The sequence below is a fragment of the Aidingimonas halophila genome (genome assembly GCF_900106955.1).
GTDB lineage: Bacteria > Pseudomonadota > Gammaproteobacteria > Pseudomonadales > Halomonadaceae > Aidingimonas > Aidingimonas halophila.
Genome location: NZ_FNNI01000005.1, coordinates 1 through 13,360, shown reverse-complemented (window position 1 = coordinate 13,360; position 13,360 = coordinate 1). Strand labels below are relative to the sequence as shown.

Here is a 13,360-nt window from a genome sequence, read left to right as displayed (position 1 = left end):
GATCCGCTCCTGATCCTGCCCTGGCGACTGCCGCCGGGCGCCTGAAGGCGCTCCTACTCCTTCGATGCGTCGTCGCTTTCGTCATCGCGACTCTCGGAGAGATCTGCGTCCGCGGTATCCGCGTTCTCTTCATCCTCTTCGGGTTCATCGATGCGCACGGTCTTGACCAATCGCTCCTCATTGCCGAGGCGGATCAACATGACGCCCTGGGTATTCCGTGACGTGACCGACACTTCATCGACCCGCGTACGGACCAAGGTGCCTCGATCGGTGATGAGCATCATTTCATCGCTTGCATACACCTGCATGGCAGCGACCAGAGCCCCATTGCGTTCACTGGTCTGCATCGCGATCACGCCCTGACCACCTCGGCCTCGTAGCGGAAACTCTTCCAGTCGCGTGCGTTTGCCATAGCCATTCTCCGAGGCGGTGAGGATGTAGACCTGTTCGCCATTCCCGCCCTCGGAGACAACATTGCCATCCACATCCTCGTCGACGTCGGCTTCGGCATCGATGTTGCGCGATTTCGGGATGATCAGACTGATGACTTCGGCATTGCCCTGCAGGCGCATTCCTCGCACGCCACGCGCCGTCCTGCCCATCGCTCGAACCTTCGATTCATCGAAGCGGATCGCCTTGCCATTGGATGAGAGCAGCATGGCATGATCGGTACCGGAGGTGATCGCGGCCCCCACCAGACGATCGTCGTCTTCGAGATCGATCGCAATCAATCCGACGCTGCGGGGACGCGAGAACTGATCAAGCGAGGTCCGCTTGACGGTTCCCCGCGCCGTCGCAAAGAAGATGTAGCTATCCTGATGGTACTCACGAACCGGTAGCATCGCCGAGATCGACTCGTCCTCATCCAGCGGCAGCAAGTTGACCATCGGCTTGCCACGCGACCCTCGACTGGCAGTCGGCATTTCGTAGACCTTGAGCCAGTAGACCTTACCGCGATTGGAGAACAGCAGCACGGTGTCATGTGTCGATGCCACCAGCAGATGCTCGATGACATCTTCGTCCTTCATGCTGGTCGCCGACTTGCCGCGACCGCCGCGGCGTTGCGCCTGATAATCGGACAAGGGCTGCGTCTTGGCATAACCACTGCGCGAGATGGTAACGACCATGTCTTCTTCAGCGATCAGATCTTCGATACTGAGGTCCAGATGGCTAGCCTGAATCTCGGTCCGACGCGTATCGCCGTACTGGTCACGGACGGCTTCCAGTTCTTCACGGATGACCTGCAGCAAGCGATCAGCCGAGGCCAGGATATCGGTCAACTCGGCAATTTTTTCGAGAATACCGAGATACTCATTGAGAAGTTTCTCGGTCTCCAGACCCGTCAAACGATGCAGCCGAAGTTCAAGAATGGCCTGTGCCTGGGCAGGTGACAACCAGTATTCCCGAGTCGAATCATCGAGACCGTAGCCCTCATCCAGGTCTTCCGGCTTGCATGAGTAGGCACCGGCACGTTCAAGCATGTCAGTGACCTGTCCGGGCTGCCAGCTTCTGGCGAGCAATTTTTCCTTGGCCTCGGATGCCGATGGCGACGCCTTGATCAGATCGATCACTTCATCGATGTTGGAAATCGCGACCGCCAACCCTTCAAGAATGTGTCCTCGCTCACGTGCTTTCCGCAATTCATGGAGAGTGCGTCGCGTAACGACCTCGCGACGGTGGCGAATGAACGCCTCGAGCATGTCCTTGAGGTTGAGCGTCTTCGGCTGCCCCTCGTCGAGCGCCACCATATTGATACCGAAGACGTTCTGGAGCTGGGTCTGAGCGAACAGGTTGTTCACGACGACATCGCCCGATTCGCCGCGCTTGACCTCGATCACCACGCGCAAGCCTTCCTTGTCGGATTCATCACGCAACTCGGCAATACCGTCAATGCGTTTGTCCTTGACGAGTTCGGCGATCTTCTCGATCAAGCGCGCTTTGTTCACCTGATACGGCAACTCGTCGATGATGATATGGTCACGGCCGGTTTTCTCATCATGCTCGATGGTGTGCCGAGCTCGCACATAGATTCGCCCGCGACCGGTACGGTAAGCATCCAGTATACCGGCACGGCCATTGATGATGCCGCCCGTGGGAAAATCCGGCCCCGGCACGTACTCCATCAGGTCATCGACTGACAACGTGGAATCGTTGATCAGTGCCAGACAGGCTTCGATGATCTCGCGCATGTTATGCGGCGGAATGTTGGTCGCCATACCGACTGCGATACCGGACGACCCATTGATCAGCAGGTTGGGAATCCGGGTCGGCAAGACTTCCGGGATGCGCTCGGTGCCATCGTAGTTATCGACCCAGTCAACCGTGTCCTTTTCCAGATCGGAAAGCAGCTCATGGGCGAGCTTGGCCATCCGCACCTCGGTGTAACGCATCGCTGCGGCGTTGTCGCCGTCGATGGAACCGAAGTTCCCCTGTCCATCGACCAGCACATGGCGCATCGAGAAATCCTGCGCCATCCGCACGATGGTGTCATATACCGCGCTATCACCATGTGGGTGGTATTTACCGATAACGTCACCGACCACGCGCGCGGATTTCTTGTAAGGCTTGTTCCAGTCATTGCCCAGTTCATGCATGGCGAACAATACGCGCCGATGCACCGGCTTCAGGCCATCGCGTACATCGGGCAGTGCCCGGCCGATGATCACGCTCATCGCGTAATCGAGGTACGATTGCTTGAGTTCGTCCTCGATATTGACTGGCAGAATCTCTCTGGCGATGTCACCCATGGGTCGTCAAATCCTTTGCACTGCAACAGGTCGGCGCTACGACGATGCGTTGATGCATCTCGCAACGGAAAACACCGATTGTATCACTCACTGACTGGCAAAGGCAGCCGCGACCAGGGTCGAAAATGCGCAGCCCTAGCACCTGACGCTGCCTTTCGCCATAATATGCGTTCATTTTTTCGACCGAGACAGTCCATGTGGTTCAAGCACTTGCATTTGTATCGCCTGCATGACGCCCCGGTGGTCCCGCTGACCACGCTCGAGGATGTGCTGGCCGAGCAGGCCGCGCGCCCTCTTGGCGACAACGATGCTCGCCGTCTCGGTTGGGGGACGCCGGGCGGACGCAACAGCACACGATTCTGCCACGAAGTGCAGGGCCATCGCCTTTTGTCGGCCCAGCGACAGGAGCGACTGCTGCCCGCCAGTATTGTTCGGGAAGCCGTCGAAGAGCGCGTTGATGAACGCGAACGCGCCGAAGGCGGCCCTTTGCCCCGCAAGGAAAAACAAGCCATCAAGGAACAGGTCTATGAGGATCTGTTACCGCAGGCCTTCGTCCGTAGCCAACGCATCGACTTGTGGTGGGATACCCAGCGCGACCTGATCGGCATCAATGCCAGTAGCGCCAAACGTGCCGAAGAGGTGTTGGATCTACTACGACAGACATTGGGAAGCCTCAAGGTCACGCCATTGGCAACGAAGACCCTGCCCATTCGTGCCATGACGGAATGGCTGCATGACCCGACCAGTCGCCCTGATGACCTTGCTCTGGGGGATCAGGTCGAACTGCAGACACCCAGCGATGAAGGCGTGCTCCGTGCTCGGCGTGTCGATCTCGACAGCGAGGAGATAACGACCTTATTGTCTGGGGATCGTCAGGCGACACGACTGGCCATCGAAGTCGATGAGCGGGTATCACTGATGCTTCACGACGATCTGGCACTCAAGTCACTCCGATTCGCGGATTCAGTGATCGAGGAGGCTTCACAAAGCGACGATGGCGATGATGCTATCCAACGACTGGAAACCGACTTCATCCTGATGGCACAGACGCTGGCCGATACTACCGAACGATTGCTCGATTGGCTCGGAGGAGAGGCCACCCCGGAATCCCAACAAGACACCGCTAGCGTGACTTCATAACGTGACTTCAACATCACCGTCCATGACGCCAACCAACAGTTTCGACGACATTCGACCGTACCGCGACGACGAAGTGGCAGATGTCCTGTCACGACTTGCCCATGATACCGAGCTGCTCGATGCCCTGACGCAGTACAAGCTCCCCAGATTGGCCCGATACGCACCTCGCTTGGCCAGAGCCGTCGGTAGCATGGCAGTTCGTCGAGAAATGCGCGGTGTCGATAGCATACGGGCCTTCCAGTTGCGGATCGCCGATTACATGGCGCGCATGATTCGCACCAGTACCGATGCCTTTGACGTCAGGGGTGTCGAAAACTTGTCCGCCGACAGTGCGTATCTGTTCATCAGCAACCACCGCGATATCGCTCTCGATCCGGCATTCGTCAACTATGCGCTGTACCTTTCAGGGCGTAATACCGTGCGCATTGCCATCGGTGACAACTTGCTGCAAAAGCCTTATGTCACCGACCTGATGCGCCTTAACAAAAGCTTCATCGTACCACGCTCGGCCAAGGGCAAGCGTGAGATGCTGGTCGCCTACCAGACGCTGTCACGCTATATCCGGCACTCGATCGTCGAGGACAATCACTCGATATGGATGGCCCAGCGTGAAGGCCGCGCCAAGGACGGTATCGATCGCACCGACCCGGCTATCGTCAAGATGCTGACCATGGCCCGACGCCAGTCCGACCGCCATGCCGGTCTGAATGATGCCATTGCCGAATTGCGTATCGTCCCGGTTTCCATCAGCTACGAATATGATCCCTGCGCTCTCCAGAAAGCGCGGGAGCTATACGCCATGCATGCGGAAGGCCGCTACCAAAAGGTGGAGTTCGAGGATATCCTCTCCATCGTCGCCGGCATCACCGGTGACAAGGGCCGCATCCAGTTGACCTTCGGCACGCCCCTGGAAACCGATGCGGATACGCCCGATGCCGTGGCCGCCGCCATCGACCGACAGATATTGGAGGGTTACAAGCTCTTCCCTAGCCATCAACTGGCACTCGAGGCCAGTGGCCTGGCACCGGATCTGGTCGACCTCAGTGAGGTCAGCGAAGCCGACAGGGCGCGCTTTTCCAAACACCTGGCCGACGTGCCGACGCATTTGCGGGAGTGGTGGCTGGCACAATATGCCAATCCAGCTCTCCATCGAGCCGGGCGACTGGAACGTTGAGGAGCAAATACCTTTGCAATACACTCAAGTATTTCGATGGATGGTTTCTTGAATTAGACTATCCAGGTTTTCAACCACTTCAGTGTCACGGTCGAGGAACCCCCTAGATGGGAAGTTTCAGTGCACATCGGCTCAGCCCCGCCCACACACGTGAAGCGCATCGCGTCACGCTGGTGGGCGCTATCATCGATGCAGCACTGGGCATAGCCAAGGTCATCACCGGCATCATCGTCGGTTCCGCCGCCCTCATTGCCGACGGCATTCACTCGTTCTCCGACCTGATCACCGACGCCATGGTTCTCGTGGCCACCCATTTCGGTCGCCAGGCGCCGGACCACAACCACCCCTACGGCCATGGACGTATCGAAACACTGGCGACACTGTGGCTGGGTAGCGTATTGATCTTCGTGGCAGGGGGTATCGCCTGGGCCAGTCTGTCACGACTCATGGCCGGTACACCGATTCCCGCCCCCGGACAGTGGGCCATCCTGCTGTCCTTGATTGCATTAGTCCTCAAGGAGTGGATATTCCACTATACCTTGCGAGTGGCGAAGCGTGTGCGCTCCCGGCTGCTCGAAGCCAACGCCTGGCACTCCCGCTCCGATGCCCTTTCCAGCATCGTCGTGCTGATCGGCTTGGTGGGCGCGCAATTCGGTATCGGTTGGCTGGATGGTGTCGCCGCCATCATCGTCGGACTGCTGGTCGGCAAGATCGGTTGGGATCTGCTCTGGGATGCGGGGCATGAACTCGTCGATACCGCCCTCCCGGTTGAACAGCAACACCGCATGCAGGAAACCGTCACCAGCGTCCCGGGAGTCGAAAGCGTACATGAAATGCGGACACGCACGATCGGTGGTCGCGTCCTGCTCGATATGCACCTCGTGGTGTCACCTCGCATTTCCGTTTCCGAAGCACATGAAGTCGGCAACCAGGCACACAGGGATCTGCATGACGCCTTCCCGCGGCTGACCGACGTCACCTTCCACATCGATCCTGAAGACGATTCGGATGTCCCGGACATCGAGCAGCGCCCCGGCCTGCCGCTTCGTGATGATGTCGAAGTGGCGCTGGAAGCCCGCTGGGGGCACCTACCCGCCTGGCAGCAACGTATTGATCTGGGACTGCACTATCTGGACGATCGGATCGAACTCTCGCTGTACATACCGGACTCCCTTTCCACCAATGGTCAATCGCTGGACGGCATGGCTGACGAACTGCAGGAAGCCGCCAGGGATCTGGGTTGGCTCGGCCAACTTCGGCTATGGCAAGGGAATAGCACCTACTGATACATTACCCGTAATACGATAATCACCACCAGTATCAGGGAACTCATGCGCTACCGGCGCAAATCCATGCATGGCCAATTCCCGACTCGTCAGTTCCTTTCGCCCTGACCGACGCCGTTTCCTTGCGACGTTGGGCGGAACCGTCCTCGCCTGTGCCGTTGGCGTTCACGCCATACCGGCAACGGGCAGCATGGATCCGTCACGGCTACGTGAGTCCATGCGAGCCCAGTATGGCTCGAGCGGCCTCGATGTCATCGAGGAGTGGTTGGCGTTGCTCGATCGCTTGTCGAATAGCGATCTGGACACCCAGTTACGTGAAGTCAACGACTTCTTCAACCGGCGTGTCAAATGGGTCGACGACATCGATATCTGGGGCCAGAAGGACTATTGGGCGACACCACTGGAAACCTTGGGCGAAGGCCGGGGCGACTGTGAAGATTATTCCATCGCCAAGTACATTACGCTCGTTCAACTGGGAGTACCGGTCGCCAAGCTGCGCATGATCTATGTCAAGGCCCGCCCGGGACGCAGCGACGAAACCATTGCGCACATGGTGCTGGGGTATTATGAAACGCCCAGTGCCGAGCCCCGTATTCTGGATAATCTTCAGCCAAGCATCGTTCCCGCCAGCCAGCGCACCGACCTCGACCCTGTCTTCAGCTTCAACAGTGAAGGCCTGTGGACGGGTAGTTCGACGACATCGAAAGCCGATCCGGTAGCACGATTGTCGCGCTGGCGACGCGTGCTGGCACGCATGGAGGAGCAAGGGTTCTTATGATCATCGGTATACCGAACAATCATTCAATATTTCGACGGCCGACCGTCGGCTTGCAGGGAGAACGCTGACATGTCGCTTATCAAGCAGTTATGGCTGACCATACTGGTGCTCTTGCTGATCGCCTTTGGCGGAAGCCTGTTCATCGCGATCACCACGACCAAACAAGCGCTCGAACAAGAGGTCAGTATCAAGAATGCCGACAATGCCAATGCGCTTGCCCTGTCGATGAGCCAGCTCAGCAAGGATCCGACGGAAATGGAATTGCTGATTGCCGCCCAGTTCGACACAGGACACTATCGGCGTATCGAGCTACGCGATACGGATGGCGACATCATGGAAGCGCGAGAAGCCGATGAAACCATCGATGAAGTTCCCGGTTGGTTCGTCGACCTGACACGCTTCTCGATCCCTGCCGGCGAAGCCGTCATTCAGGATGGTTGGCAGCAATACGCCACTATCGAAGTCGAAACGCAACACAGCTATGCCTACCGCTCTCTCTGGCGTAGCACATTACAACTGCTTGGCTGGTTCGGACTCGCGGCCATCGTCAGCGGCCTGCTGGCCTGGTGGATCGTCCATACCATTCGACGCCCCCTGCAAGCCGTTATTGATCAGGCCCGGGAAATCGGTCGTCGGCGTTTCACGACATCCCGATTACCCAAGACGCGGGAGTTGCGCGACGTGGTGGAAGCCATGAACCAACTCTCCGCCAGTGTCAGCAGCATGCTCAGTCAAGAAGGCGACAAGCTTGAACAATTGAGGCGTCGCCTGCAGCACGACAGCATCACCGGCGCCGTCAATCGCGATCACTTCATGCGTCTGCTCGACACAGCGCTCAAGCGTGAAGACGACAATACGATGGGCTGTATCGCCATCATTCGTGTCGCTCAACTTGCCGAACTCAACGAACAACTAGGGCGGTCGGCCACCGACAAACTGTTGGCCGAACTCACCCGCGAACTCCAGCAAATCGCCAGAAGCGTCGACAATGGCCAGGTCGGCCGGCTTAACGGAAGCGATTTTGCCTTGCTACTTCCCGGTGAAGACGACCTCGAAGCGCTCTCAGCACGACTCACCGACAAACTGCATGCGCATCTGGACGGCCAGCCCTTGCGCATTGCACTGCCCATGGCGATACGCATATACCACCAGCACGAAACGCGTGCTCAAGTGCTCAGCGCCCTCGACGGCGAACTCGCTCGTGCTGAAAGTCAAGGTGACCGAGCGGTCATCCTCGACAGGGGCGAAGGCGAAGCCGTTCTGTTCCAAACCCATGACGAGTGGCGAGCAGCGCTCGTTCAGGCAATTCATGACGGCGTGTCCCTGGCCCGTTATCCGGTTCTGGACAACCAGGGCGGGCTCCTCCACTACGAAGCGCCCTCACGGCTGAGGCTGTGCGACAAATGGCAACCCGCCGGTGTCTTCATGCCGTGGATTTCACGCCTGGGAATGAACAGTGACATGGACCTGGCCGTAGTGGACACCGCCTTGCGGACCGTCGCCGAGAATACGACACCTGTCGCACTCAACATCTCACCACGTGCCGCCAATGATCCGGCATTCATCAGCGCATTAAAAGCCCGGTTACAGGCCGCCCCCGAAGCCGCCCCGCATCTCTGGTTCGAAGTGCCGGAAATCATGGCGGTCCATCATCTGGAGAGCTTCCGTTCGCTGTGCCGGGAATTGGAACGTTTCGGCTGCCGCATGGGACTGGAACACGTCGGGCCGGAGTTCTCCAAAATCGCTCAACTACATGATGTCGGGTTGAGCTATCTCAAGATCGATGCATCACTGGTGAACAACGTGGATGACAGCGTCGATCAACAATCCATACTGCGAGGCATGGCTACGCTCTGCCACTCCATCGGTATCAAGATCATCGCAGAAGGTGTCGAAACCGACGCTGAACATACGACCCTGCTCGAGCTCGGCTTCGACGGTATGACCGGCCCGGGTATCCGGCTATCAGACTAACCGGTCTCAGATGACACCGTCGTCGCCGTCATCCCCCAGGAGACCCACGCTATTGGCCCGCTGACGCATTGACTGGCGGGCCATCAGCTTCTCTCTGGCGGCGTCAGGCAGGTCGGTAAAGCTGATCACGCCCTTATCCATCAGGATCTCGATCACATCCTCCAGCACCCGCACGAACTCGAGATCCGATTGTCGCAGTTCATGCAGTTCTTCAGGCGCGGTCTCCCGACCAAGAAATGCCGACAACTCCGGTGAATCCGATTCCACAAATTCCCGACACTCGGGACTCGCCTCGCGACACACCATCACGATCGTCCCCTGTTCATCACGCTTGACGAACATTGCTCGCCTCCTGAGCCTTTTCCATTTCCGCATCCTACAAGAACGCCGTATCCGGCGCTAACCGGATACGGCGCACATGAGCCTCAAAAGGCTTGGCAGAACTTACTGATCGATCTTCAACTGTCCCTCATCGATCATGTTCTGTATGACATCCTCATTATAGGACACTCCATCCAGTGTGACCGTTTGATCGGCCCCTTCGCCATCCTGGCTCAGATTGCCACTGGTACTGACATGGAGCACGGTATCGCCGTCCTCGTTCTGCGAGGCCTGCAGGAAGTCGGAGAGCTCATCGCTCTCCTCCCGATCCTGCAGCAACTCGGAGAGATCCAGCTTGTCTCCCTCATCCTCACCGGAAGCATTGAAGTCCTTGACGGTATCCTCGGCCGGCTCATTCTCGGTTCCCTCATCGCCCAGTTCCCAGGCGAAGGTATCGGCGCCGAGCCCGCCATAGAGATCATCGTTACCGGCACCGCCGTAGAGGGTGTCGTTACCGGCACCGCCATACAGAATATCGTTACCGGCACCCGCATCCAGAGTATCGTCGCCACCTTGATCAGCCGGTACATGCAACGACTCATGGTTATCCTGAAGGAAGGTCAATACTTCATCATCCGTCGGCGCCTGACCATTCTGAGCCTCGAGCTCATCCAGAATGCCCTGGAAGCCCTCTCCCTCATGATCGGGATGCTCTACCGTGTCGCCGAAGAGGATGTCATCACCGTCTCCGCCAATTAACTCGTCATCACCGACATCGACGGGCACCTCTTCCGTACTGCCTCCCTCGAGGACATTGTCGAGTTCTTCGGCAGACATTATGACGGATGGCTGACCGATATCTCCGGTGACTCGATCAGGAATCGACAGCTCGATATCGTGGAGTTCCAGCTTGGCATCACTCCACCCCCAGCTATTATCTTCAACAGAAAATACCAGACGATAGTCCCCAGCTCCCAAATCTGAACCTATCGTTCGATAACTCTGCCAGCTATTAAGCTGACCATTTTCGACTTCGCTCCAAGAACCTTCGGATAACTTCTCAAGCGACCAGGAAAAGTCATCATCCTGATAATAATCATCTACTGCATATTGCAGGCCAATAGATCCTCCGTCCTCACTTATAGAAAAGGAATCGCTGCGAGCAGTGACGGAACTGCCGTCCGAATCTAACTCCAGATAGTTTCCCCATCCATTCCGATCAACAGAGCCACCTCCGTTAATGACAGTCCAGCTCTCCTCACCATCGATAGGATCATCACCACCGTGGAAATCGGCAAGAGTCGTTTCTGTCGTCGAGCCAAAGTCAACAGTCGCCTGTCCATTGGGGTCCGTATTGTCAAAATACCTCAAGTAGTCTTCGTTGACATTTCCGTTATCATAGATATCAAGCCCAATGCCATGGACGGTACTAATATCTGACAAGGGCCCAAAGGCATCAAGGGCATTCTGCAAGTTCGCCTGACTCGTCTGTGAACCATTCCCATCGTTGGTCGGATCACCCCATTCATTAAGATGATAAGTGGGATCACCATCCGTCAGGAAGTACGTCAGGTTCTCATAGCCGTTCTCTTGTCCATCGAACCATTCTTTGGCTTCTCGGAATGCCGCCTCGTAGTTGGTGCCGCCATCGGCGCCCAGATCAGCAATTGCCGATTCAATAGTGCTCAAGGCATTATCGACATTAGTGATGTCATCCAGGGTTAGCTCTGTATCAGCATTCTTCGCAAAACTGACCAACTGAAGATTGACAGAACCATCATGATTGACGAGCTGGCCGGCCAGTTTATTGAGGGAATCTTTCAAAAGCGAAAGTTGATTCTCAATGCTGCCGGACGAGTCGACTATCAACGACACATTATAGTCTTGTCCAGGAGTGATATTGGTTTTCTTGCCACCGATATCACCCACCAGCACGTCGTTACCACCAGCCGTTTCCAGGCCAGAACTACTGGAATTTCCATCCACAAGCAGTTCGTCCGGTACCGGCGGTTCGGGATCAGGAATATCCCCCTCGTTGTCAATACCAAAATTCAGTTCTGCATCATCTAAATCACCATCTTCATCTCTCATCGTATAGGTAAAGTTATCTTCCGCCGCCCCTTGGTAGGCAGAATAACTCAACCCATTAACGACATATCCCTGATTGGAGTTTGATCCCGTATCGAGTCCAAAGCTGAGATAGCTGAAGGGTTCATCGGTATCAATATCCACCGAGAACGGTTTACCATTATTGGTCTCACCTTCGAATGTTCCTGAACCGACAAGGTTTCCGTCACTATCAAATGCTTGCCATTGACCCGTTTCAGTTTGATTCGCATTGAACTGGCCGATGCTGACTACTGCACTAGAAGCAGGGCCATTAAGGGCCATGACGAGATTTTCACCGTCATCGATCACACCTGACTGGGAAATATCAACACCGAGCCCTTTCTTGGAGCCATTGTTAAACTTGACGTCATCTTCAGCTGCAGATGTCAACTGAGAGATATCAAGCTTTCCTTGTCCATCCAGTGGTGCTCCCATGAACCCATAAACACCTGACAAGGCGCCTTGCCAATCTTCCAATGAATTATTTGGCACCGTCACCGTTGACTCTATCGGATTAGCAGAATATTGGTAATCGCCATCCTGGTACAATGTCAGTGTGCCATGATCGGTTTCCAGCTCGATGTAATCGCCATTCCCATCATTTTTGACATCGTCGGGGTTGTCGAAGGAGACGGCACCAGCCGACTCATGCGAAACGCCGGTCACTGAAGTTGGTTGCTCAACGGCCGTATCATTGTTCAGCACATTGCCGCTAATAGACTCTCCCGCTACAACATCAGCGGAGTCATCAGTGGCATCAGGCAGCGCGTCACTCACGGTCATGTCGACCATGCCGGTGGCATCGTCGCCGTCTGCCTCGCTGGCGATCACTTCGAGACCGTCGATGGTCAGCTCGTCGACGTTCGCATCGTGCGGCAGCGCATCGAGCAGCTCGGCGGTGACCGTCACCGTGCCGCTGGTCTGCGCGCCGATCGGGCCGCCGTTCAGGCTCAGCTTGAGCACGTCGTCGCCGTCCAGGCTGCCGACCAGGTTGCCGTCGCCGTCGGCCGTCCAGTCCAGCTCACCGTCCAGGCCGTCGACCGTCAGGTTGGCGGGGTCGCCGAAGGCGAACTCGGTGATGTCGTCACTGCCGGCGGTAAAGGCAAGCTCGCCGTCGGTGCTGTCGGTGGCGCCATCTTCCGTGGCGGTATCGGCCAGGTTGAGGCTGAGCGTCTTGCCGTCGCCGTCGCTGTCGCCCGGCGTCGGACCGGCGCCGTCGTCTACCGCGACGGTGTGCGTGGCACGTGCCTCGTCACCGTCGTTGTCCAGCGTGACCAGCTCGAAGTCGAAGCCGGTATTCTCGGCGTTGGTGCCAGGCACGAAGCTCCAGGTGCCACCGCTGTTGACCGTCAACTCGCCGCTGCCGGTGTCGATGGCTTCATCCAGCGCGTAGCTCTCGCCGCCGAACTCGACCGTGGTGCTGCCCACGCCGTCGGCGCCGGCTTCCTCGCTCCAGGTGCCGTCGATCGCCACGCCGCCTTCGGTGGCTTCCTTATCACCGCCCAGAGTGTTCTCGGGCTGGGCGTCCGTGACGGTGACGTCCACCGTGCCGCTGGCACGGTCGCCGTCCGCTTCGCTGGCGATCACTTCGAGTCCGCCGATGGTCAGCTCGTCGACGTTCGCATCGTGCGGCAGCGCATCGAGCAACTCGGCGGTGACCGTCACCGTGCCGCTGGTCTGGGCGCCGATCGGGCCGCCGTTCAGGCTCAGCTTGAGCACGTCGTCGCCGTCCAGGCTGCCGACCAGGTTGCCGTCGCCATCGGTCGTCCAGTTCAGGTCACCGTCCAGGCCGTCAACCGTCAGATTGGCGGGGTCACCGAAGGCGAAGTCG

At 57.4% G+C, this 13,360-nt stretch carries 8 protein-coding genes; 5 read left to right on the top strand and 3 right to left on the bottom strand.

Annotated elements, in window-relative coordinates; genetic code table 11:
- Nucleotides 1-53: 53 nt before the first annotated feature.
- On the bottom strand, nt 54-2,747 hold the full coding sequence (gyrA, locus tag BLW01_RS10095) for a DNA gyrase subunit A (RefSeq protein ID WP_092569401.1): 2,694 nt from the start codon (nt 2,745-2,747) through the stop codon (nt 54-56).
- A gap of 195 nt (nt 2,748-2,942) precedes the next feature.
- Here gyrA and BLW01_RS10090 point away from each other — a divergent pair, with 195 nt between their 5' ends.
- From BLW01_RS10090 to BLW01_RS10070, 5 genes are all read left to right on the top strand, one after another.
- On the top strand, nt 2,943-3,887 hold the full coding sequence (locus BLW01_RS10090; RefSeq protein ID WP_092569400.1) for a recombination-associated protein RdgC: 945 nt from the start codon (nt 2,943-2,945) through the stop codon (nt 3,885-3,887).
- A 22-nt stretch (nt 3,888-3,909) separates the two neighbouring features.
- Nucleotides 3,910-5,061: a 1-acyl-sn-glycerol-3-phosphate acyltransferase gene (locus tag BLW01_RS10085; RefSeq protein ID WP_092569399.1), complete on the top strand. Its 1,152-nt coding sequence runs from the start codon at nt 3,910-3,912 to the stop codon at nt 5,059-5,061.
- Nucleotides 5,062-5,168: 107 nt separating this feature from the next.
- A complete protein-coding gene (locus BLW01_RS10080) occupies nt 5,169-6,347 on the top strand; it encodes a cation diffusion facilitator family transporter (protein ID WP_092569398.1) in 1,179 nt (392 codons plus the stop codon).
- A 70-nt stretch (nt 6,348-6,417) separates the two neighbouring features.
- Complete coding sequence (locus BLW01_RS10075) at nt 6,418-7,125, top strand: transglutaminase-like cysteine peptidase (RefSeq protein ID WP_092569397.1); 708 nt, start codon at nt 6,418-6,420, stop codon at nt 7,123-7,125.
- Nucleotides 7,126-7,194: 69 nt separating this feature from the next.
- Complete coding sequence (locus BLW01_RS10070; protein ID WP_092569396.1) at nt 7,195-9,099, top strand: EAL domain-containing protein; 1,905 nt, start codon at nt 7,195-7,197, stop codon at nt 9,097-9,099.
- A gap of 6 nt (nt 9,100-9,105) precedes the next feature.
- Here BLW01_RS10070 and BLW01_RS10065 read toward each other — a convergent pair whose 3' ends face one another.
- Both BLW01_RS10065 and BLW01_RS18875 read right to left on the bottom strand, forming a co-directional pair.
- A complete protein-coding gene (locus BLW01_RS10065; protein ID WP_092569395.1) occupies nt 9,106-9,441 on the bottom strand; it encodes a tryptophan synthase subunit beta like protein in 336 nt (111 codons plus the stop codon).
- A 102-nt stretch (nt 9,442-9,543) separates the two neighbouring features.
- Nucleotides 9,544-13,360, bottom strand: a 3,817-nt coding sequence (locus BLW01_RS18875) for a type I secretion C-terminal target domain-containing protein (RefSeq protein ID WP_092569394.1), incomplete at its 5' end; no start/stop codon positions are given.